Genomic DNA, 21,865 nt, shown 5'->3' on the forward strand with positions numbered 1-21,865 from the left:
TCGAGAAGGATCGCGCGCTGCTGCGCCGGTTCCAGAAGATCGACGTGAACGAGCCGACGGTGGAAGACACGGTAAAGATCCTGCAGGGCCTCAAGAGCGCCTTCCAGGATCATCACAAGGTCACCTATACCGCCGATGCGCTCAAGACGGCGGTGGAACTCAGCGCCCGCTATATCAACGACCGCAAATTGCCGGACAAGGCGATCGACGTGATCGACGAGGTCGGCGCCATGCAGATGCTGGTGGCGCCATCAAAACGGAAGAAGAAGATCACTGCCCGCGAAATCGAGGCGGTGATCGCCACCATGGCGCGTATTCCGCCCAAATCGGTTTCCAGCGACGACAAGAAGGCGCTCGAAAACCTGGAGAAGGATCTGAAGCGCGTCGTCTTCGGCCAGGATGCCGCGGTTACGAAGCTGGCAACCGCGATGAAGCTGAGCCGCGCCGGTCTGCGCGATCCGGACAAACCGATCGGCAGCTTCCTGTTCTCCGGCCCTACCGGCGTCGGCAAGACGGAAGTCGCGCGTCAGCTCGCCTCCATCATGGGCATCGAGATGAAGCGTTTCGACATGTCCGAATACATGGAACGGCACAGCGTATCGCGGCTGATCGGCGCGCCTCCGGGCTATGTGGGTTACGATCAGGGTGGCCTGCTGACCGATGCGATCGACCAGAACCCGCACTCGGTCCTGCTGCTCGACGAGATCGAGAAGGCGCACCCCGATCTGTTCAACATCCTGCTGCAGGTGATGGATAACGGCCGCCTGACCGACCATCACGGCAAGACTGTGGATTTCCGCAACGTGGTGCTGATCATGACGACCAATGCGGGCGCCGCCGACATGGCCAGCCAGGGGATCGGCTTCGGCGACGTGAGCAAGGAGGACGCGAGCGAGGAAGCGGTGAAGAAGATGTTCTCGCCCGAATTCCGCAACCGTCTCGATGCGATCGTGCCGTTCGGCTATCTCGGCAGGCAGACCGTCGCGCGGGTGGTGGACAAGTTCATCCTCCAGCTCGAGCTGCAACTGGTCGAGCAGGACGTGGACATTCAGTTCGACAAGGAGTCGCGCGACTGGCTGGCGGACAAGGGTTACGACCGCCTGTACGGCGCGCGTCCGATGGGCCGCCTGATCCAGGACAAGATCAAGCAGCCGCTGGCCGAGGAACTGCTGTTCGGCAAGCTGGCCGATGGCGGCGAGGTGCAGGTGACCGTGAAGGACGGCAAGCCATCCTTCGAACTCACCCCCGCCCCGCCCAAGGCACGCAAGAAACCGGCGACCAAAAAGAAGTCCGCGGCCAAGAAGGACGATGGCAAGTCCGGCGCGCAAGCCGCCGATGAAGGCGGCAAGGAAGACTGAGGCCCTAATGCCTCCAAGCTCGCTCTGGCGTTAGCGCGGAGCATATGGTTTACGGTCCCCCGGGCGCACGTTGCGCACCGGGGGACTTGCTTATGAAGCTGCTGAAATCCGCGACTCTCGCTCTGTTTTGTGCGGTCGCCATGCCCATGAACCTGGCGCTTGCGCAGGATGACGATTCAGCGGACAGTAATGCCCCCGATCCGCATTTCACCGGTGCCGACCTGTTCGGGCTGACCGTGGCGCAGGATCCGCAGATCAGCCCCGACGGGCGGCAGATCGCCTATGTCCGTTCGACCAATGACATCATGAAGGACCAGGCGGTCAGTTCGATCTGGCTGATCGATGTCGCGACGGGCGCGCAGACCCCGCTGGTCACGGGCGAGGGAACGCACGGCAGCCCGCGCTGGTCGCCCGACGGCACACGGCTGGCCTATGTCTCCACCCATGGCGGCACGGGCGCCCAGTTGCACGTGATGTGGCTGGCGAACGGGCGCGCGGCCAACATCACCGCCATGCCCGAAGCGCCCGGCGCGCTGCACTGGTCGCCCGACGGCACCCGCATCGCCTATACCGCCCGCATTCCGGGCGAAGGGCCTTCCCTTGGCAAGCCCCCCGCCAAGCCCGAGGGCGCAGAGTGGGCCGAGCCGCTGAAGATATACGATAGCATCCTCTATCGTGCGGACGGGGCGGGCTACATTCCCGCGGGTACGCAGCAACTCTACCTCGTCGATGCCGCTGGCGGCGCCCCACGCCAGCTTACCAGCGGCGCGTTCGACAACGGCGGGGACATCGACTGGAGCCCGGACGGCCGCACCATCCTCTTCAGCGCCAACCGCCGCGAGGATTGGCAGCTCGAACCGCTGGGCAGCGAAATTTACGCGCTCGATATCGCCAGCGGTCGAATCGCCGCGCTCACGGATCGCAACGGGCCGGACTTCGCCCCGCATTTCTCGTCCGACGGCAGGCGCATCGCCTATCTGGGTTTCGACGATGCGGGGAAGCCATACCAGCAGACGCAGCTTTACGTGATGGACGCGGACGGATCGAATTCCCGCCGCATCGCCGCATCCTTCGATCGCGACATATCCTCGGTTGACTGGACCGACGCGGGTCTGTTTGCCGGATACGAGGACGAAGGCGAATACAATGTCGCGCGGATCGGGCTGGACGGATCGGTGCGCGAGATGAAGGTCAACGCCAAGGACGGCTATTACGCGGTGCCTTATGCTGGCGGGCCGTGGTCGGTCAGCGAGAACGGCCGCGTCGCGTTCACCAGTTCAACCCCCACGCGCCCAGCCGACGTTTCGGTGGCCATGGGCAGTGACGAGCGTACGCTCACCGCGCTCAACGAGGTCAAGCTATCGGGCAAGGCGCTCGGCCAGACGCAGGCGCTGACGGTCACCGCTGCAGACGGCACCGCGATCCCGGCCTGGATCATGCTGCCGCCCGGATACCAGCCCGGTACGCGCGTGCCGCTCATCCTGGAGATCCACGGCGGACCCTACGCGTCCTACGGCCCGGTGTTTTCCGCTGATTACCAGATGTACGGCGCCGCAGGCTATGCGGTGGTGTTTTCCAACCCCGGCGGATCGACGGGCTATGGCCAGGCCTTTGCCGACAGGATCGAGGGCAATTACCCGATCAGCAATTACGACGAGCTGATGGCGGTTGTGGATGCCGCCATCGCGCAGGGGTTCGCCGACCCCGATAATCTGTTCGTCACCGGCGGATCGGGCGGCGGGCTGCTGACCGCGTGGATCGTGGGCAAGACTGATCGCTTCAAGGCGGCGGCCTCCCACAAGCCCGTCATCAACTGGATGACCACGGTGCTGGTGGGCGACAGCGCCAGTTTCTTCGGCCGGTACTGGATGGGCGGCAAGCAGGTGTGGGAGGACCTGGAAAATTACTGGGCGCGGTCCCCGCTCAGCCTGGTGGGCAATGTGAAGACGCCCACGCTGATGCTGGTGGGGGCGGAAGACTATCGGACCCCGCGCAGCGAGGCGGAACAGTTTTTCACCGCACTCAAGCTGCGCGGCGTGGACACCGCGCTGGTGGTGACGCCCGATTCCAGTCACGGCAACCTGACCCAGTCCCCCAGTCAGCAGGCCCAGCGCACCGCTTCCGTCATCGCTTGGTTCGACAAATACCGCGACAAGGCCGAATGACGCTCGTCGAGGAATAGGGCCCGACTGTCGAGCCGGGTTCGCCAGCGGCGGCGCCGTTTCCCAGTTTTGATACGATGGGATAACCGGGGGACCGAACGATGACTGTGCTTCAGGTTACGAACCTAACCAAGCGGTTCGGCGAGGTTCTGGCGGTCGACGATCTCAGCTTCGCGGTCGGGCCGGGCGAGATCTACGGCTTCCTGGGCGGCAATGGCGCTGGCAAGACGACGACCCTGCGTATGGTGCTGGACATCATTCGCCCCACCTCCGGCACGATCTCGGTTCTCGGCAGCGCGCCCGACCGCCGCAACACCGGGCAGATCGGCTTCCTGCCCGAGGAGCGCGGCCTCTATTCCAACATGACCGCGATCGAGGTGATCGGATATTTCGGGCAGCTCAAGCAGATGCAGGCGCACGATGCGAAGGCGCACGGCATGGAACTACTCGCCCGGTTCGACCTGGCAGATCGCGCCAAGGCGAAGATTTCCGAAATGTCCAAGGGCATGGCGCAGAAGGTCCAGCTCGCCACCGCGCTCGTCAACCGGCCTAAGCTGCTGATCCTGGACGAGCCGTTTTCCGGGCTCGACCCGGTCAATCAGGGGTTGCTGGAAGATGAAATCCTGCGCGCGCGCGATGGCGGCGCGGCGGTGATCTTTTCCACCCATGTGATGCAGCATGCCGAGCGATTGTGCGACCGCCTGCTCCTGCTGCGCAAGGGGGCCAAGCGCTTCGAAGGCACGCTGGAGGAAGCGCGCGACCAATTGCCCGCCACCATCGATGCCGTGGCCCGCGATGATATCGCAGTCGTGCCCGGGATCGCCGAGGCGCGGCGCAAATTGGATCTCGGGGATGGCTGGCACGAATGGGTGCTCGGCCTCGAACCCGGATTTACGCCCGAAGCGGTGCTGGAACATTGTACCGCGCGCGGTGTGGCGCTGCGCCGGTTTGCCGAACGGCGCGCCAATCTTCACGACATCTTCGTGAATCTGGTGGGGGCCGATCCCTCCGCCGCCAGCCCCGAGGAGGCCCGGCCATGACCCTGCGGAACATTCTGCTGGTGGCGGGTCGCGAGTTTCGCCAGGTTATCGCACTCAAGAGCTTCTGGCTGACGCTGGCGCTGATCCCCGTCGCGCTCGCCCTCGGGCCGTTGCTGGGCGATTCGCTCGACGATCGCGATCCTGATCGTATAATCCTGATCGACCGGTCCGGCGGCGCCGCTGCCGAAGCGATCGAGGCGCGCCTCTCCTTCGAAGCAGACCGGCAGGTGCTGACCGATCTGTCGCGTTATGTGCGGCGCTACGATTTACAGGCCGCCGATCCTTCCGCCCCCTGGGCGCAAAGCGATCGCTGGTACACCCCCGCCGATGTCAAGGCTTTCCGCGAGGCGGGCGGCCTGTCCGCAGCGGTCGCAAAAATCGACAATTTCAAGAAGGAGGAGACGCCCGCCTTCGAAGCCGACCCGTCCGACTATGCCTTCGTTCCCGCGCCCGCCCCGCTGGCGGAGGCGCAAGGCGATGCGCTGACCAAGGAAGCTGACCGGCTGGTCGATGCCGATGCCGACCTTCCCGATGGCGAACGCGCGGATATCGTGCTTGTGATTCCCGAAACCTATCCCGCCGATCCCACGGTCAGTCTTTGGTCCAACGAGCAACCCCGGCCCAGCTTCATGCAGCCGGTGCAGGAGGTGCTGACCGCCGATCTGCGCCAGCGCCTGCTGACCGGAAGCGGGATGAGCGCGCAGCAGGCGGCCGCCGTGCAGGGCGCGGCGCCGAGGCTCGCGATCTCGACCCCGCCACCCGGCGGCGGTGCGCGCGAGGCGATGCTGGTGCGCTCCATCGTACCTCTGGCCCTCGCCTATATGCTGATGATGGCGCTGATGTTGTCGGGTAGCTGGATGCTGCAGGGCGCGATCGAGGAACGATCCAAGAAACTGCTCGAATCCGTGCTTGCATGCATCTCGCCCGAAGAGCTGATGTACGGCAAGCTCCTGGGCGCGGTGGGGATCGGGCTTTCCATGCTGGTGGTCTGGCTGGGCACGGGCGCGGCGGTCGCCTTCGCGACGCAGGGCGCCATCGCCGACATGATCCGCCCCGCGCTCGCCCCCATCACCACGCCGGGCGCTATCGCCACGTTGATCTTCTTCTTCCTGGCGGGCTACATCGCGATCTCGATCATGTTTGTCGCCATCGGATCGATGGCTGATTCCATGAGCGAGGCGCAGGGTTATCTGATGCCGGTGCTGCTCGCGATCCTGTTGCCGGTGACGTTTCTCCTGCAGGCCATCGTCGCGGGCAATTCCGGGCCGGTGGTGCAGATCCTGACCTGGGTGCCGATCTGGACGCCCTTTGCCGTGCTGGCGCGGCTGGGCCTTGGCATCTCCACCATCGAAATCCTCGGCGCGGGCGCCGTCCTCCTGGGCTTCATCGTTCTGGAAATCATCTTCCTGGGCAGGCTGTTCCGGGCCAGCCTGCTGGCACAGGGCCAGAAGCCGGGCTTAAAGGTCATCATAGACCGACTGCGCGTCGTTCGCGGCGGGTGATCGCGCTGCGTTCCCCCCATTCGGGGAGGCGATCATGGGGGTGATCGACAGTTTCGGGAACGCGGTCGCCGCCCCCACGGTTGTTTGCCCGATGCGTCCGCCGTTTTCCTGGATAAGGCCGGAACCCTGGGGGATCCACGTCGAACCCGCCGATTGCTGGATCGATCCGGCGCGCCCCGTGGACACCGCGCTTGTCACGCACGGCCATGCTGATCATGCCCGTGGGGGCCACGGCAAGACGGTCGCCACGCCCGAGACGCTGGCGATCATGAAGCTGCGTTACGCCACGGATACTGGCGCGACACCAATATCTTACGGCGAAACCATCGCCCTTCCCGGCGGCGTCACCGCCACCTATGTCCCTGCCGGCCATGTGCTCGGCAGCGCTCAGATCCTGCTCGAGCATGCGGGGGAAAAAGTGGTGGTGACGGGCGATTACAAGCGCCGTGCGGACCCGACCTGTCCACCCTTCGAGGTGACCCCCTGCGACATTTTCATCACCGAGGCGACCTTCGGTCTGCCGCTGTTCACCCACCCCCCGATCGCGGAGGAAATGGCCAAGCTTCTCAATCGTTTGGCTGTCCATCCCGAGCGGTGCGTACTGGTCGGCGCCTATGCCTTGGGCAAGGCGCAGCGCGTTATCGCAGAACTGCGCGCCGCGGGGCACGCGGAGCCGATCTACCTGCATGGCGCGCTGGAAAAGATGTGCAATCTTTACAAAGATTTCGGCGTGGATCTCGGCGAGCTTCGGCTGGTCTCCGACCATACCAAGGAGGACATGCGCGGTGCGGTGGTGATGTGCCCCCCCAGCGCGCTCAACGATCGCTGGAGCCGCCGCCTGCCCGACCCCATCACGGCCATGGCATCGGGCTGGATGCGCGTGCGCCAGCGCGCTCGCCAGCGTAATGTGGAGCTGCCGTTGGTCATTTCCGACCACGCCGATTGGGGCGAATTAACGCAGACTATTCAAGAGGTTGCACCGCAGGAGACGTGGATAACCCACGGCCGCGAAGAGGCGCTGCTGCGCTGGTGCCAACTGACCCAGCGCCGCGCCCGTGCCCTCGCCCTCGTGGGATACGAGGACGAGGATGACTGACCTACTTGATCGCCGCGAGATCGGCCTCGGTCTTCGCCAGCACTTCGGAGGGGAACTTGTCCGGGGCGAAACCGGCGACCTGTTTCAGGCTCATCTGCTTGAAAGCACTGTAGTGTTCGTGGGTGGTAAGGCCCGGAACGTCGGCATCCAGCACCGCCTTGCCTTTGGGATCCGCAACGATCTGTTCGATAGGTGTATCGAGCGAAAACCGGGCACCCGTCGTGGCCGTAGCCGCATCGGAATGGGCCGCGTGATCGGCGTGCTCCGCATGGCCGGCGTGCATATCCTGAGCGACAACCGGCGAGGCAAGTGCGGCAAGCGCCAGCACCGCGAGGCAATTCTTCATGAGTTCCAATCCCTTGCTAACCATCCCGCGCGGAAATCTTGCGGAGGCGGGCAGGGTATATCCGCCGCGATGAACGCCGCATAGATGGAAGCGTTCGCCGCCCTCATTGATGCGTTGGTCTACACCCGCAGCCGCAATGAAAAGCTGCGGCTGATCGCGGAATATCTTCGCGATATGCCCGATCCGGATCGCGGGTGGGCGCTCGCCGCGCTGACCGATGGACTGGACTTTCCGGCGGTGAAATCGAGCACGGTCCGCAATCTGCTGATGGAGCGCGTGGATCCGGTGCTGTGGACGCTCAGCCGCGATTTCGTTGGCGATACGGCGGAAACGGCCAGTCTGCTGTGGCCCCAGCCCGAAACGCACCCCGATCCGCCCTCGGTAAGCGAGGCGGTGGATGCCCTCACCCACATGACCCGGCGGTCGGTGACCTCAGACCTGCCTGCAATGCTCGACCGCCTCGACCCTTCCGGACGTTACGCGCTGCTCAAGCTGGCGATGGGCGGTATGCGGGTGGGTATTTCCACCCGCCTCGCTAAGACGGCTTTTGCGCAGGCCTTCGGGGTCGATGTCGATGAGGTGGAGGAATACTGGCACGGCCTCTCACCGCCTTATCCCGAGCTGTTCTCCTGGGCGGCGGAGGGTGGCGCCCCCCCCGACACGAAGAACCTGCCCACCTTCCGCCCCTTCATGCTCGCGCACCCGCTGGAAGACACCGTGGTCGATCTTGCGGACTATGCCGCAGAGTGGAAATGGGACGGCATCCGGGTGCAGATGGTGCATGCCGGGGGCGAGACGCACGTCTATTCGCGCTCGGGCGACGATATCTCGGCTACCTTTCCCGAATTGCTCCCGGCTCTAGACTTTCCCGCCGTGCTCGATGGCGAGCTGCTGGTGCGCGGCAGCCATCAGGGGGGCGAGCAAGGTGGGGCTGCGAGTTTCAACGCGCTACAACAGCGGCTGGGGCGCAAGACCGTGAGCAAGGCGATGCTGCGCGACGCCCCCGCATTCGTGCGGCTCTATGACGTCCTGCTGGTGGACGGGGAGGATCTTCGCACCCTGCCCTGGCACACCCGGCGTGCGCGACTGGAGGGGCTGATCGCGCGTCTTCCCGATAGCCATTTTGATCTAAGCCAGGTCGTATACGCCGACAATTTCGAGCATCTCGCCGCCATCCGCGAAGGCGCGAGGGACGATGCCATCGAAGGGCTGATGCTCAAGCGCCGCGACAGCCCCTATATCGCCGGCAGAAAGACCGGGCTGTGGTACAAGTGGAAGCGCGACCCGCTCCTGATCGATTGCGTCCTCATGTATGCCCAGCGTGGATCGGGCAAACGATCGAGCTTCTATTCCGATTACACCTTTGGCTGCTGGGACGGCGATCCCGACGCAGGCGCCGATCTTCTGCCGGTGGGTAAGGCCTATTCCGGTTTCACCGACGAGGAACTGAAAAAACTGGATCGCCACGTGCGCACCAAGACGGTCAACCGCTTCGGTCCCGTGCGCGAAACCGACAAGAGCCTGGTCTTCGAAGTCGCCTTCGACAGTGTCCACGAATCCAGGCGCCATAAATCGGGGCTCGCGATGCGATTTCCCCGCATCCACCGCATCCGCTGGGACAAGCCCGCGCACGAGGCCGACCGGATCGACAGCCTTCGCGCTCTCGTCAAAGATTGAAGCTCCTGCGCCTCGCGCTATGCATACGGAGTGGAGCGCGAAACGCGATCAAATGTCTTGGGCAGCCAGCGCGCGCGCAAAGGGCGAAAGCTTGCTATCGGTACTGACGACCGACCGCCCTCTTTCATTTTCTACGCACATCCTACGACTGAGAATCGCGCCATCCATGCGAAGCCTCGATCGTCCTCGCCATCGCGCTCCCGGGGCTTGCGGGCTTCGTCGACGCGACCGGTTTCCTCGCAGCAGGCGGCTATTTTACGTCCTTCATGTCGGGCAACACCACTCGGCTGGGCGTCGATCTTGCAACCAACCCCATGGCCGCGGCAATCCCCGCAGGTTTGATCGCGGGCTTCGTTCTTGGCGTAATCCTGGGGGCGCTGGTCGCGGAGCGATGGCCCGCCCGGCGCAAAAGTGCGGTACTGCTGCTGGTGGTTGCGCTGCTGGGCCTGTCCGCCGTCGCCCGCATGCTATCGGTCGAGGTGTTCCTAGGGGCGTCCGTAATAGCAATGGGAGCGCTCAATAACGTCTTCCGGCGCAATGGAGAGGTGGCGATCGGCATCACTTACATGACGGGTGCACTGGTTCGCTTTGGCCAGGGCGTGGCCGACCGGCTGATGGGCCGCACGAGTGAGGGTCGTTTGGGTGCCGGCGCATTGTGGTTCGGGCTCGCGGCCGGATCGGTGACGGGCGCCCTGGCATTCGCGCGGTTCCCTCAGCAAACCCCATTTATCGCTGCGCTGTTTGCAGCCGCCATGCTCATCGTGGCAAACCGCATCGAACGCTGCGCCTCTCAGGCGTCGATCTGAAGAACCTTGTCGCGGGAAGTTGCGCCGCGCAACAAACGGACGCGGGAGCCTGCCTCACCGAGCGCACGCGCCACCAGAAGACAGACCGCCTTGTTGGCAGCCCCATCCTGCGGCTTGGCGCGGACCTTGATCTGGACGCGGCCCTCCTCGAGCGTAACACATTCGACCCGTGCACCGGGCGTGACACGGACACGCAGGCTGCCATCGCGTATCAGGGCGCGAAGCGCGGAGGGCTCCGGCAGGTCAGCCCTGGGGCGCGCCATCGTCCCCAATCGGCAGGGCCGCGATGGCCGCCGAATGGTCCTTCGCGTTGTGCGCATAGTGGGCCACCCCCATGCGCATGCCGGCGACGGCCGCGTCGTCCAGATCGCGCATCTTGCGCGCGGGGCGCCCGCCCCACAGCTCGCGCTCGCCCATCTGCTTGCCTTCGGTCAGCATTGCGCCCGCAGCCAGCATCGCGTCGGACGCGATCACTGCCTTGTTCATGGCAATGGCTCCCAGCCCGACGAAACCGCGATCGTGAATGCGGCAGCCATGGATCATCGCCATATGTCCGATCAGCACATCGTCTCCGATGATGGTCGGGGAGCCGCCGAGATCGCCGGGGCGCTCCGGATCGCAGTGGACCACCGTGCCATCCTGGATATTGGTTCGCGCGCCGATCTCGATCCGGCTCACATCGGCGCGCAGCACGCAATTGTACCAGACAGAGCTTTCGGGTCCGATCGTCACGTTTCCAATGATGACACAGCCCGGCGCGATAAATGCGCTCGGGTCAATCGAGGGGGTATTGCCGTGGATCGGGATGATGCGCACCCCGGGGCGATCGTCGGTCATTTCGCCTGCTCCCATTCTTGTTTCGTGATGGCGTAGAGGATCATGCGTCGATCGTCAGGGGGGTAATCGGGATCGTCGAAATCGAGATCAGTCCGCCGGCGCATGCCCAGCTTCTCCATCAGTCGCCAACTCGCCTCGTTCATCCGGCTGGTCAGCGCCACCACATGCGGCGCGCCTACGCGACCGAAGGCCCATTCCAGCACCGCCCGCATGGCTTCCTCGGCATAACCGCGCCGCCAGCGATCCTCGCGCACCAGCCAGCCGATCTCGTGATCTCCCTGATTGTGGGCCAGCGCATTGTCCACGCGCTTGATGCCGCAGTGGCCGACCAGTTCGCCGGTATCCTTTTCGATCATCATCAGAAAGGAAAAGCCTTCGCGCGCTTGGCTGGCCATGGTCTTGGCGTGCTTGGCCTCGATCTCGTGGAGCTCCTTCACCCCGCCGAGCCGCGCCATCACCTTCGGCGTGTTCAGCACGCGGAACTGGAGCGCCGCGTCCCCCTCTTCCACGGTGCGCAGGATCAGCCGCTCCGTCTCCGCGATGATGTCAGCCATCGCGCGCCTCCCAGGCCTGACGGTCGATGGAATAGACGATGGCGTGGCGCCACGGCGGATCGTAGCGGGTGTCGTCATGGTCGAGGTCCGCCCGGCGCTGCATGCCGAGCCGTTCCATCAGCCCCCAGCTGGCGGAGTTCTCGCGGATCGTCAGCGCCACCACCTGTTCGGCCCCGAAGCTGTCGAATGCTGCATCGAGCGAAGCGATTGCCGCTTCCTTCGCATAACCCTGGCCCCACGCATCTTCGCGCAGACGCCATCCGATTTCCATCTCGCCCAGCACCGTCGATCCCGGCGCATCGGCGCGCTTCAGGCCGCAGAAGCCCAGCAGCGCTCCGTCCTCCTTGCGCTCCACCGCCCAGAAGCAATGGCCGTTGCGTTGCTGGCAGGTTTCGACCCGCGATCGCTGCGCGACCTTCCCCTCTTCGTCCAGCGTACCGCCCAGCCAGCGCATGACGGCGGGCGTATTGGTGACACGGAAGAACTCGGGCCAATCCGCCTCGCGCCAGTCGCGCAGGACCAGCCGCTCGGTTTCGATGCGTCCATCAGCCATTGAGAGCCCGCGCCGCCAGGGGCGCGTGATAAGTCAGCACGCCAGCACAGCCTGCCCGCTTGAAGGCGATCAGCTTTTCCATGACCAGCGCCTCGCGCTCGGCGACACCGGCAGCGGCGCCTGCCTCGATCAGCGCATATTCGCCGCTGACCTGATAGGCGAAAACGGGCACTTCGAAGCGCTGTTTCGCGCGCCAGATTATGTCGAGATAGGCAAGGCCGGGTTTCACCATCACGCTGTCCGCGCCTTCCACGATATCGAGCGCTATCTCGCGCAGTGCCTCATCGCCGTTGGCGGGATCCATCTGATAGCTTTTCTTGTCGCCCTTCAGCAGCCCCCCGCTGCCCACGGCATCGCGGAAGGGGCCATAGAAGGCAGAGGCATATTTGGCGGAATAGGCCATGATCTGCACATTGGCGTGACCGTTCATTTCCAGCGCCATGCGGATCGCGCGTACGCGCCCGTCCATCATGTCGCTGGGCGCGACGATGTCCGCACCCGCCGCCGCCTGGTTGATCGCCTGATCGACGAGCACCGCAACGGTATCGTCATTGGCGACATAGCCGGCATCGTCGAGCAGCCCATCCTGGCCGTGGCTGGTGTAAGGATCCAGCGCGACATCGGTCAGGATCCCGATCTCGCCGCCACAGGCATCGCGCACGGCCTTGATGGCGCGGCACATCAGATTGTCCGGGTTAAGCGCCTCTGCCCCATCCTCGCTTCGCCGATCCGGCTGGGTGTTGGGAAACAGCGCCAGACAAGGAATGCCCAGAGACACCGCTTCGCGGGCCCGCACGGCAATCAGGTCCACCGACCATCGCGACACACCCGGAAGGCTGCCGACCGGCTCTTCCACGCTGCTCCCCTCGGTCACGAAGAGAGGCCAGATCAGATCCGCGGGGGTGAGTTGCGTCTCGCGGTGCATCGCGCGGCTCCACGACGAAGCACGGGTACGGCGCATCCTGAGATTGGGGTAACTGGCTATGCTCATGGCGGCGGCTGATGCCGCAAACCTGCCGCGCGCGCAACGCAGCGTCGATCAAGGGCGATCAGTCGATTTTTTGCGGCTTATCGACGCGGTCGATTTCCCGCTGGGGCTCTTCTGACGCCTGTTCGGCGGAAGTCGGGACCAGATCGGCAAGCGCGGCGCCAGCTTCCACCTGCTTGATCGTCGCCAGCGTCTCGCGAAACCGCGCCAGTTCGGCGCCGGACAGCTGCGCTCGGGTGACGAATTTGACTGAGGACGGATCAACCGGGCGGCCGCTGCGATACATCTCGTAGTGAAGGTGCGCGCCGGTGGAGAGGCCAGTGGAGCCCACATAGCCGATGACCTGTCCACGCCGGACGGATTGCCCCGAGGACACCGCCATGCGGCTCATGTGGCAATAGCGGGTCTGTAGCCCGCCCCCATGGGAGAGGCGAACGGCATTGCCGCATCCCCCCATCCGCCCGGCGCCAGAGACCCGGCCATCGGTTACGGCGACGATGGGAGTCCCGTAAGACGCCTTGAAGTCGAGCCCTGCATGCATGCGCTTGTATTTGAGGATCGGGTGGCGCCGCATCCCGAAGCGCGAGGTTACCCGGCCGGGCACGGGGGCGACGAGGCCCGAACGCTGCTCACCCACACCGGATGCTTCGAAGAACTGCCCTTCCCTGCCCCAGCGCATCAGCTGCACCCTTGGCTTCTCGTCCCGCTCGACACCGGCGTAAAGCAGTGCCCCCGCCTGGCGTTCTCCGGTCGCTGCGCGGCGATGCTGGACGATGATGTCGAAGGTGTCGCTCGCGCGCAGGCTTCCGACGTCGATCTGCTGGCCGAGCGCTTTCAGATAGGCCTGCACGGCATTTGCGGGTGCGCCGGCGGCGCGGGCCGAGCGGTAGAGGCTGGGTCCCACCGTTCCGCGAATGCGCAACGGGGTCTCGTCGACACGAATGGGCGTGCGGGTAAGCGCCAGCGGACTCGTATCACCATTGCGCCCTACTTCGAGAGCCAGATCGAAACGCGCGCGGAAAGCCAGCGATTTGAGCGGACGGGGGGCCGTTTCGGCGGGACGGCGACCCAATGTGATATCGATCTGCGTGCCCGGTTCGAGATCGGAGAGGTCGATTGCCCCGCCCACCAGTGCCAGTACGCGATCCGCATCCGCGCCGCCCACCCCCGCACGCCGCAAAGTGCCTTCGAGCGTCGCACCTCCGCCAAGCGTGGCGAGCAGTTCGATTTGCGGCCGTTCCGGCGCGGCGGCAAGCGGCCTGACCAGCCCTGTCGCTCCCATGCGCCGCCCGCTCTCGGCGCCGAGTGCGAGGGGGGTGATCATCTGGCTGCGCAATTCGTCACGCCCAGCCTGGTCGAGGCGCGTCGCGGGCGATGCCGAAACCGGCGCGATTCCGGGCCAGAATGCGATGGCGGCCGCGGAAAGTCCCACTAGTGTCGCGAGACCGCGAAACCAGCGGCTGCTGCCGATGTTGCGCGCAAGGTCCGGAGTCAGTCCGGCCAGGCCGCCGCGCTTTCTGAGTCTGCGCTCGACGCGCCAAGCCGCAAGCTGCTCGGAGGTGGCCTCAACGGACCCATGCCCCGTCGCACCCGCGGGCGCGGCTTTGCCGAAGCCGCCGCCCCCGTAGATCCGATCGCGAATGGTGCCCATGCCCGCCCTCCGATTTTTCGTGCCGCGCGCTGCGGAGCATGTGTGGCGCGCGAACGACCCGCATTTGTTCCGATACCGCGCCGATGCCCGGTTTTCCTGCCAAAATGAAGTTAACGCCTGGCTAATTCGGGGCAAGCCGAGTCGCATGAGCGACGAAACGTGGCATTTCACGGCCTCATGGTTGTTTGGATCGCCCGTGCCTGCCATCTTCGGCCTGTGCAGGACGATACTGTCACCGCGGTCCTGGGGCCCACCAACACCGGCAAGACGCATCTTGCGATCGAACGGATGGTCGCGCATTCGAGCGGCGCCATGGGCTTCCCATTGCGGCTGCTGGCGCGCGAGGTTTACGACCGGGTACGCGCCATTAGAGGCGACAAGGCAGTGGCGCTCATCACAGGCGAAGAGCGCATCGAACCGCCGGACGCACGATACCTGTGCTGCACCGTCGAGGCGATGCCGCGCAGTGCGAACGAGCGCGCCTTCGTGGCTCTGGACGAGGCCCAGCTCGCCGCCGACCGCGAGCGCGGCCATGTCTTTACCGACCGGTTGCTGAATGCCCGCGGGCGGGAAGAGACCATGCTGCTCGGCGCGGCCACTCTGGAACCGCTGGTCAAGGCGCTGATCCCGCGCGCCGAGATCGTGAGCCGGCCGCGCTTTTCCACCCTGACCCATATCGGGCCGCGCAAGCTTTCCCGCCTGCCTCCGCGTAGCGCCATCGTCGCCTTCAGTGCCGAACAGGTCTATGCAGTCGCCGAAATGCTGCGGCGCTTCCGGGGGGGCGCGGCCGTCGTCATGGGGGCCTTGAGCCCCGAAACGCGCAATCGCCAGGTCGCTCTCTTTCAGTCGGGCGAGGTCGACTACATCGTCGCCACCGATGCAATTGGCATGGGTCTCAATCTCGACGTGACGCACGTCGCCTTTGCCGGGCTGACCAAGTTCGACGGAGTCCGCCAGCGCCGCCTGCTGCCCGCCGAAATGGCCCAGATAGCAGGGCGCGCAGGGCGGCATCAGCGCGACGGCACCTTCGGCACGCTGGCCGGCGCGGGCAAGGGGCGACAGGAAGTCCCCGAATTCACCGACGAAGAGATTTACGCCATCGAGGAGCATCGCTTCGCACCGCTCACCCATCTGTTCTGGCGGGAGGCGGAACCGCGCTTCGACAATTTGGCGACTCTTATCGCGGACCTGGAGGCGCCGCCCCTCGATCCCGTCTTGCGCCTGGCACCCGAGGCCATCGACCTCGCCACGCTCAAGCGTCTCGCCGAAGAGCCGATTGCTCGGGCGATCCGAACTCCGGGTCAGGTAAGGCGGTTCTGGGAGGTCTGCTCGCTGCCCGATTTCCGCCAGCGCGGGCCGGACGTGCACGCCCGATTCGTGGCCCGGCTGTGGGACGATCTTCAAGGCGGGGGCTATCTGGGTGCGGACTATGTCGCCGCGCGCATCGCCGAACTCGACAATCCGGGCGGGGACATCGATACTCTGCAGGGCCGCATCGCTGCGATTCGCAGCTGGGCCTATATTTGTCAGCGTCCCGATTGGGTGCTGGCGCGGGACGAGATGGCCGGGCGCGCCCGCGCGGTCGAAGCCCGACTTTCGGATGCGCTGCATGCGCGGCTGACCGAAAGATTCGTCAACCGGAGGACTGCACTTTTGATGAAATCCCTGGGAGAGGACGCGGCCTTGCTTCCCATCGCCATCGGGGAAGACGACGTGGTTCGCGTCGAGGATGAGGCGATAGGCCGGCTCGAGGGATTTCGCTTCATCGTGGACCATGCGGCCAACCATGCCGATCACAAAATGCTTCTGGCCGCCGCGGAGAAGGCGCTCCCCCGCCTTTTGGGCCAGCGCGCCGAGGCCTTGGCGGCAAGCGGTCTCGATGGCGTCACGCTGGAAAGGGGCGCCCTGCGCTGGAGCGGACGCGACCTGGCCCGGCTGCATTTCGCAGAAGGGTCGCTGAAACCGCAGATCGAACCCGCGCGCGAATTGGCCGCCCTGCCCGAAGCGGCCCGCGGGAAGATGGAAGAGGCGATCCGCCAGTGGATGACCGAAAAAATGCAGCCGCTCGCCCCGCTCGGCGCATTGATGGAGGCGTCACGCGATCCGAAGGCGGGGTCGGAGGCGCGCGCCCTTCTGCTTTCGCTTATCGCTGGCCATGGTCTCGCCACCCGCGATCAGGCAGGCATCGTGCATCTTCCCAAGGAGATGCGCCCGTTCCTGCGCCGGATCGGAGTGACCTTCGGGGCGCTGGACATCTTTGCGCCCGCCCTGCTCAAGCCTGCGCCGCGCCAGCTCCTGTCCGATCTCGCGATCGACCGGCGCCCCGTGGAACCTGCAATGCTCCCTGTCATCGCCGGTACGAAGCGCTTGCCGGCGGGCTACCGCCATGCGGGCGATCAGGCGATCCGCATCGATCTGGCGGAGAAAATTTTCCGTGCGGCGCATGAGGAGCGCGCCGCTGCGCAGAAGGCCGATCGTCGGAAAAAGTGCACCCTCGACATGGCGCTCGCCACATCGATCGGGCTCACCCCCGACAGCATCGTGCGGCTGATGGGGCAGGCAGGTTTCCGGGTGCAGCGGGCTCGGTCTCTTGCCGACGGGCAGTTCGGACCGCCTCGGCCGGATCTGTGGGAATGGCGCCCGCAGCGCGGCAAGCAGCCCAAGCCTGCACCCGCCCAGCCTCGCGAAGGCAACGCCTTCGCCGCGCTTGCGGACCTGGTCCGCTAGCCACGCGACCGGCGATATGCGGATCGACCGGCTGCTGTGTAACCTGCGCTTCGTGCGCACACGCAGCCTGGCGAGCGCCCTGATCGAGGCCGGTCACCTGCGGCGCAACGGGGCCAGGGTGACCCGCCCGAGCCAGGACATCACCGTGGGCGACGTGCTCACCATTCCGCTGGGAAACTCGATCCGGGTGATCGAAGTGCTGGCTTTACCCGAAAGGCGCGGTCCCGCGCGCGAGGCGCAGGCATCCTACCGTGTGCTGGAGCCCGGTCTTGACCTGTCGCGCGAAAGAGACATAGGCGGAACGTCAGATCACACTACACCAGGGGAAGCCCGCCCATGACCTACGTCGTCACCGACGCCTGTATCAAATGCAAATACACCGACTGCGTCGAAGTCTGCCCCGTGGATTGTTTCTACGAGGGCGAGACCATGCTGGTCATCAATCCGAGCGAATGCATCGATTGCGGCGTCTGCGAGCCTGAGTGCCCTGCCGAAGCCATTCTGCCCGATACCGAAGACGGGCTGGAACAGTGGCTGGAGCTCAACACGAAATATTCTGCGGAATGGCCCAACATCACGCAGAAAAAGGATCCGCCCGCCGACGCGGACGAGCACAAGGACGAGGACGGCAAGTTCGAAGCCTATTTCACGCCTGAACCGGGCGACGGAGACTGATCACTGCGGGGCGACGCACCGCAGCAATTTGCGAGTCGCAATCTTCTTGCTTTCATGTTATATAATGTGAGTCCCGTACCGGATCGCGAGCACTCTGCTCGGCCGGTGCGGCGTGAATTGTGACTGAAAGGGCAGGATACCCGCCACTCCCAACCGGAATAGAGACCAGTTCGCGCAATGTTTTGCGCGGCGAATACGGTTTCGCCCGGTTCGGCACATCCTGCCAGGTACGAAAGGACGATGCATGGCGAGCAAAGCCGATGCCTTCGATGTTGGCGATTACGTTGTCTACCCCAAGCACGGCGTGGGCCGTGTGATCGAGCTTCAGAGCGAGGAAATCGCCGGCATGAAGCTCGATCTGTATGTTCTCCGCTTCGAAAAAGAGCGCATGACCCTGCGCGTTCCGGTCAACAAGGTCGAATCCATCGGCATGCGCAAGCTGTCGTCGGATAAGACCCTCAAGGAAGCGATGGAAACGCTCAAGGGCAAGCCCAAGGTCAAGCGCACCATGTGGAGCCGCCGCGCCCAGGAATATGAGGCGAAGATCAATTCCGGCGACCTGGTTTCGATCGCAGAGGTCACCCGTGACCTGTTTCGTCCCGAAGACCAGCCCGAGCAGAGCTATTCCGAACGCCAGATCTTCGAAGCGGCCGCCAGCCGGCTCGCGCGCGAACTCGCTGCGATGGAAAAGACCGACGAGCCTGCCGCTCTCGAGAAAATTCTGGATGTGCTGCGTGAGCATGCACCCCAATATTACGAGAACACCGAAGACGCCTGAGCCGGCGGCTTATCGCGAAAATTGACGGGGTCGCCTGCAAGGGCGGCCCCTTTTTTCTCGCCTAGTTCGTCCTACTCCACCAATCGACTACATTTGTCGACGAGCGATGTGGACCCCGGTGTTTCGGCAGGTCAATATACCTCTCCCACCAATGGGAAAGGGTACCTCGCCGATGTCACGCGTACTTCTCACCGCTTCGTTCGCCGCCGCGATCGCCGGATTGGCGGCCATGCCTGCTAATGCCGACCGCCGTGATCACAACAGGCTGGACAGCGATGGCAAGCCCGTCGGCACCAGATGGTCGCCAACCGGTCGTTTCGATGCCTTGGTTGCCGCCGGCCAGGACGATGTCTGTGTGACCCGCGGAGACCGGTGGCAGATCCGTGCCTCCGGCGATGCCGACGCATTGTCGCAGTTGCGTTTCCTGGTGGAAGACGGCGCGCTGGTCGTGGGCCGCGTGTCCGGCAAGCCTCGGGTCCGCACAAAGGCGCAGATCGAAATCACCGTCCCATCGCTACGGTCAATTACCGGCGCCGGATCGGGTACGCTCGACGTGGCGAGCATGGAGGCGGAAAACGCGACGATCACCTTGGCCGGGTCGGGTCGGGCGATGGTCCGCGAGATGGATGCCGAGAACCTCGCCGCGACGGTGGCAGGATCAGGCACGCTCGATATGGCTGGACGAAGCGACAGCGCGAACGTGACCATTGCGGGCAGCGGCGCACTGCGCGCGCAGGGACTGACTGTGGGAACGGCAAAGGTGACCGTGGCGGGGTCCGGAGATGGGCAGTTCCGATCGTCGGGCCCGGTCCGCGCGATGATCGCGGGGAGCGGGACGGTGAGCGTGAGCGGCACCACCGATTGCAACCAGACCCGCATGGGCTCGGGTCGGCTTATCTGCACCCGCTGACCCCCCGACCGAAAGCCGACCTCACTCGACCGACCGCACTTGATCCTTATGTGGCGCTGTATTATCTCAGCAACACGCTAATGGGGAGTAAGTTTTATGTTGGGCAAAATCCTGAAGACCATCGCGCCTTTGGTCGGTCTGGGCGCGATTGGCGCGCTCGCCGCCTGCAGTTACGATTACGGTTTGAAAGACGGTGTGCCGCTTGCCGAACTGGATATCGATGGCGCCAAGCCCAACAAGCTCGAGCTGGGTGGACCCGACGATGTCATCGTTCGCGAGGGAGAGACGCTGGCGATCGCGGTGAGCGGCAGTACCGAGGCGAAGGAAGGGCTCCGTTTCCGACTGGACGGAGATTCGCTGGCCATCGGCCGAGAAGGAAACTGGGATGGTCCGTCCGTCGCTACCATTTCGGTTACGATGCCGTCCCTGCGCGCCATCTCGATGGCCGGATCGGGAAAGCTGACCGCGCCCAGCCTGACTGGAAACGCGGATATCAATGTCGCCGGATCGGGCGACATCACAGTTTTGGGTGTTTCGGCGTCCAAGCTGGGGGTCAACATCATGGGGTCGGGTGACGTGAAGCTCGCAGGAACTGCCGAAACTCTCGACTACAACGTTGCCGGATCCGGGGCGCTTAACGCCCGTGGGCTCAAGGTTGGCAAGGCGGAGATCAATATCGCAGGATCGGGCGGCGGTGAGATCGCTTCGGATGGCACGGTGGAGGCGCACATCGCCGGATCGGGCGATGTGACGGTGTTCGGTCGTGCCGATTGTACCGTCAAGTCGGTGGGTTCGGGCGAATTGCGCTGCCGCAATACCGAGACCGCGCGCGCGCCGGATGCGCCGTCTGCCCCCCAGCCGGGAGAATAAAGCTTCACGGTCTCGGCGAAGCTGGGTTAGACCAATCGTGAAAGGGTCTCTGGCATGCGCGCAGTTATCGTGGCCTTTGTGGCGGCAGTTACGCTTCTGACCAGTGGCTGCGTCGCCAAGACGCTGGTGGACGTCGCGACACTGCCGGTACGGGCGGGCGCGAAGGCCATCGATCTCGCGACCACCAGTCAGTCCGAAGCCGATGAGAAAAGGGGCCGCGCGCTGCGAAAGCGGGAAGAACGGCTCGGGAAGCTCGAGCGGGAATACGCCAAGCAGAGTGACCGGTGCAAAAACGGTAGCAGAGCCGCTTGCGAGGACGCGCGTGCCACCTACGCCGAAATCCAGGAGCTGCTGCCGACTATCCCGGTGGAACCGAAGCGCTAGCTCGCCGCGCGGCGCAGCCGATCATTGATCGCCCGGCCGATGCCGTCCTCCGGAATGGGCGCAATGGCTATCCGAGGAAGCGAGGATCCGCTGGCGTCGTGAAGGCAGGCGTATAGGCGCGCCGCCGCCACCTCCAGATCGCCGTTGTCGGACAGACTGCACACACCATCCACGGCTCCGAAACCGATCATGAATTCGTCCGGATCGGGATCGCGGACATTGAGCCTGACAGGCTTGCCCGGCGCATAGTGCTGGCTGAGCTGGCCGGGCGCCTCTACCTGCCCATCGATCCCGGCGACCACTTCGCCCAACAGGATCGGGCCTGGGCGCAAGACCTCGCGCCGCCCGTCGGGACGGACCGCCACGATCGTAGATTCGATCCCTGCCGCCGTGGGACCACCATCCACCACGGCGTCGATCCGCCCATCGAGCGTCGCCAGGACATGATTCGCAGTCGTCGGGCTCACGAACCCGCTACGATTGGCTGACGGCGCGGCCAGTGGCGCATCGACCAGCTCGATCACGCGGCGCATCACGGCATGCGCGGGGCAACGTAGGGCGACCGTTGGCAAACCTGCCGCAATTGCATCTGCCAGTGTGGCGTCGCGGCGGCGCGGCAAGACCAGCGTCAATGGCCCGGGCCAGTGATCGGCGGCGAGTTCAAGCGAATTCGGGTTGAATTTGGCCAGTGTTCGGGCCTGTTCCAGAGAGTGAACATGGACGATCAGGGGGTTGAACGACGGCCTTCCCTTTGCCTCATAGATTTTCGCGACCGCTTCGGCGCAGTCTGCGCGCGCCGCCAAGCCGTACACCGTTTCCGTGGGAAGGGCCACGACACCGCCGCTGCGCAGAATGGCGGCGGCGCGCTCGAGCCCCGGTTCGTCAGGGCCAAGCTTCTCTGTTACGACCTTGCCCAGCATTGCGCGGGCCTATATCCCGCCAGCGCGCAAA

Annotated in this window: 22 protein-coding genes; 14 read left to right on the forward strand and 8 right to left on the reverse strand. The window is 64.8% G+C overall.

What is annotated here, in order from left to right; genetic code table 11:
* From ACFDTG_RS08380 to ACFDTG_RS08400, 5 genes are all read left to right on the forward strand, one after another.
* Positions 1-1,358: AAA family ATPase (locus tag ACFDTG_RS08380; protein ID WP_375290576.1), on the forward strand; the 1,358-nt coding region annotated here is incomplete at its 5' end.
* A 92-nt stretch (positions 1,359-1,450) separates the two neighbouring features.
* Positions 1,451-3,523 (forward strand): prolyl oligopeptidase family serine peptidase, encoded by a 2,073-nt coding sequence (locus ACFDTG_RS08385; RefSeq protein WP_375290577.1) that lies wholly within the window; start codon positions 1,451-1,453, stop codon positions 3,521-3,523.
* A 98-nt stretch (positions 3,524-3,621) separates the two neighbouring features.
* The gene (locus ACFDTG_RS08390) at positions 3,622-4,560 is read left to right on the forward strand and encodes an ABC transporter ATP-binding protein (RefSeq protein ID WP_375290578.1); all 939 of its coding nucleotides are present in this window, start codon (positions 3,622-3,624) and stop codon (positions 4,558-4,560) included.
* On the forward strand, positions 4,557-6,062 hold the full coding sequence (locus tag ACFDTG_RS08395; RefSeq protein ID WP_375290579.1) for an ABC transporter permease: 1,506 nt from the start codon (positions 4,557-4,559) through the stop codon (positions 6,060-6,062). The genes ACFDTG_RS08390 and ACFDTG_RS08395 overlap by 4 nt, the downstream gene beginning before the upstream one ends.
* Before the next feature lie 91 nt (positions 6,063-6,153).
* Positions 6,154-7,158, forward strand: a complete 1,005-nt coding sequence (locus ACFDTG_RS08400) for a ligase-associated DNA damage response exonuclease (RefSeq protein ID WP_375290609.1) — start codon at positions 6,154-6,156, stop codon at positions 7,156-7,158.
* Position 7,159: 1 nt separating this feature from the next.
* On the opposite strand, the gene ACFDTG_RS08405 is transcribed toward ACFDTG_RS08400, so the two are convergent.
* Entirely contained in the window at positions 7,160-7,504 is a 345-nt protein-coding gene (locus ACFDTG_RS08405; RefSeq protein WP_375290580.1) for a hypothetical protein, read from the reverse strand.
* A gap of 84 nt (positions 7,505-7,588) precedes the next feature.
* On the opposite strand from ACFDTG_RS08405, the gene ACFDTG_RS08410 reads away from it, so the two are divergent.
* Both ACFDTG_RS08410 and ACFDTG_RS08415 read left to right on the forward strand, forming a co-directional pair.
* Entirely contained in the window at positions 7,589-9,181 is a 1,593-nt protein-coding gene (locus ACFDTG_RS08410; protein WP_375290581.1) for a cisplatin damage response ATP-dependent DNA ligase, read from the forward strand.
* A 191-nt stretch (positions 9,182-9,372) separates the two neighbouring features.
* Entirely contained in the window at positions 9,373-9,987 is a 615-nt protein-coding gene (locus ACFDTG_RS08415) for a YoaK family protein (protein WP_375290610.1), read from the forward strand.
* Here the strand turns inward: ACFDTG_RS08415 and ACFDTG_RS08420 are convergent.
* The 6 genes from ACFDTG_RS08420 to ACFDTG_RS08445 are packed head-to-tail and all read right to left on the reverse strand — an operon-like array spanning position 9,972 to position 14,570.
* Positions 9,972-10,250 (reverse strand): DUF167 domain-containing protein, encoded by a 279-nt coding sequence (locus ACFDTG_RS08420; RefSeq protein ID WP_375290582.1) that lies wholly within the window; start codon positions 10,248-10,250, stop codon positions 9,972-9,974. The two genes, ACFDTG_RS08415 and ACFDTG_RS08420, sit on opposite strands and share 16 nt — an antisense overlap.
* Positions 10,231-10,824 (reverse strand): gamma carbonic anhydrase family protein, encoded by a 594-nt coding sequence (locus tag ACFDTG_RS08425; protein WP_375290583.1) that lies wholly within the window; start codon positions 10,822-10,824, stop codon positions 10,231-10,233. Before ACFDTG_RS08425 ends, ACFDTG_RS08420 begins: the two co-directional genes overlap by 20 nt.
* Positions 10,821-11,378 carry a GNAT family N-acetyltransferase gene (locus ACFDTG_RS08430; RefSeq protein ID WP_375290584.1) on the reverse strand — a complete coding sequence of 186 codons (558 nt, stop codon included), beginning with the start codon at positions 11,376-11,378 and terminating at the stop codon, positions 10,821-10,823. The genes ACFDTG_RS08425 and ACFDTG_RS08430 overlap by 4 nt, the downstream gene beginning before the upstream one ends.
* The gene (locus tag ACFDTG_RS08435; protein WP_375290585.1) at positions 11,371-11,931 is read right to left on the reverse strand and encodes a GNAT family N-acetyltransferase; all 561 of its coding nucleotides are present in this window, start codon (positions 11,929-11,931) and stop codon (positions 11,371-11,373) included. Before ACFDTG_RS08435 ends, ACFDTG_RS08430 begins: the two co-directional genes overlap by 8 nt.
* A complete protein-coding gene (gene hemB, locus ACFDTG_RS08440; protein ID WP_375290586.1) occupies positions 11,924-12,922 on the reverse strand; it encodes a porphobilinogen synthase in 999 nt (332 codons plus the stop codon). Before hemB ends, ACFDTG_RS08435 begins: the two co-directional genes overlap by 8 nt.
* A 58-nt stretch (positions 12,923-12,980) precedes the next feature.
* Complete coding sequence (locus ACFDTG_RS08445; RefSeq protein WP_375290587.1) at positions 12,981-14,570, reverse strand: M23 family metallopeptidase; 1,590 nt, start codon at positions 14,568-14,570, stop codon at positions 12,981-12,983.
* A 177-nt stretch (positions 14,571-14,747) separates the two neighbouring features.
* On the opposite strand from ACFDTG_RS08445, the gene ACFDTG_RS08450 reads away from it, so the two are divergent.
* The 7 genes from ACFDTG_RS08450 (at position 14,748) to ACFDTG_RS08480 (ending at position 20,914) form a co-directional block, all read left to right on the forward strand.
* Positions 14,748-17,297, forward strand: coding sequence for a helicase-related protein (locus tag ACFDTG_RS08450; RefSeq protein ID WP_375290588.1), 2,550 nt, complete (start codon positions 14,748-14,750; stop codon positions 17,295-17,297).
* Positions 17,278-17,637, forward strand: coding sequence for an RNA-binding S4 domain-containing protein (locus ACFDTG_RS08455; protein ID WP_375290589.1), 360 nt, complete (start codon positions 17,278-17,280; stop codon positions 17,635-17,637). The genes ACFDTG_RS08450 and ACFDTG_RS08455 overlap by 20 nt, the downstream gene beginning before the upstream one ends.
* A complete protein-coding gene (gene fdxA, locus ACFDTG_RS08460) occupies positions 17,634-17,972 on the forward strand; it encodes a ferredoxin FdxA (RefSeq protein WP_375290590.1) in 339 nt (112 codons plus the stop codon). The genes ACFDTG_RS08455 and fdxA overlap by 4 nt, the downstream gene beginning before the upstream one ends.
* Before the next feature lie 244 nt (positions 17,973-18,216).
* Positions 18,217-18,750, forward strand: coding sequence for a CarD family transcriptional regulator (locus tag ACFDTG_RS08465; RefSeq protein ID WP_375290591.1), 534 nt, complete (start codon positions 18,217-18,219; stop codon positions 18,748-18,750).
* A gap of 172 nt (positions 18,751-18,922) precedes the next feature.
* Positions 18,923-19,660, forward strand: coding sequence for a head GIN domain-containing protein (locus ACFDTG_RS08470; RefSeq protein ID WP_375290592.1), 738 nt, complete (start codon positions 18,923-18,925; stop codon positions 19,658-19,660).
* 96 nt (positions 19,661-19,756) lie between these two features.
* Positions 19,757-20,530 carry a head GIN domain-containing protein gene (locus tag ACFDTG_RS08475; protein ID WP_375290593.1) on the forward strand — a complete coding sequence of 258 codons (774 nt, stop codon included), beginning with the start codon at positions 19,757-19,759 and terminating at the stop codon, positions 20,528-20,530.
* A gap of 54 nt (positions 20,531-20,584) precedes the next feature.
* Complete coding sequence (locus ACFDTG_RS08480) at positions 20,585-20,914, forward strand: hypothetical protein (RefSeq protein ID WP_375290594.1); 330 nt, start codon at positions 20,585-20,587, stop codon at positions 20,912-20,914.
* On the opposite strand, the gene ACFDTG_RS08485 is transcribed toward ACFDTG_RS08480, so the two are convergent.
* Positions 20,911-21,834: an L-threonylcarbamoyladenylate synthase gene (locus tag ACFDTG_RS08485; protein ID WP_375290595.1), complete on the reverse strand. Its 924-nt coding sequence runs from the start codon at positions 21,832-21,834 to the stop codon at positions 20,911-20,913. The genes ACFDTG_RS08480 and ACFDTG_RS08485 overlap by 4 nt on opposite strands.
* Positions 21,835-21,865: the final 31 nt, after the last annotated feature.

The organism is Qipengyuania sp., assembly GCF_042095715.1.
GTDB lineage: Bacteria > Pseudomonadota > Alphaproteobacteria > Sphingomonadales > Sphingomonadaceae > Qipengyuania.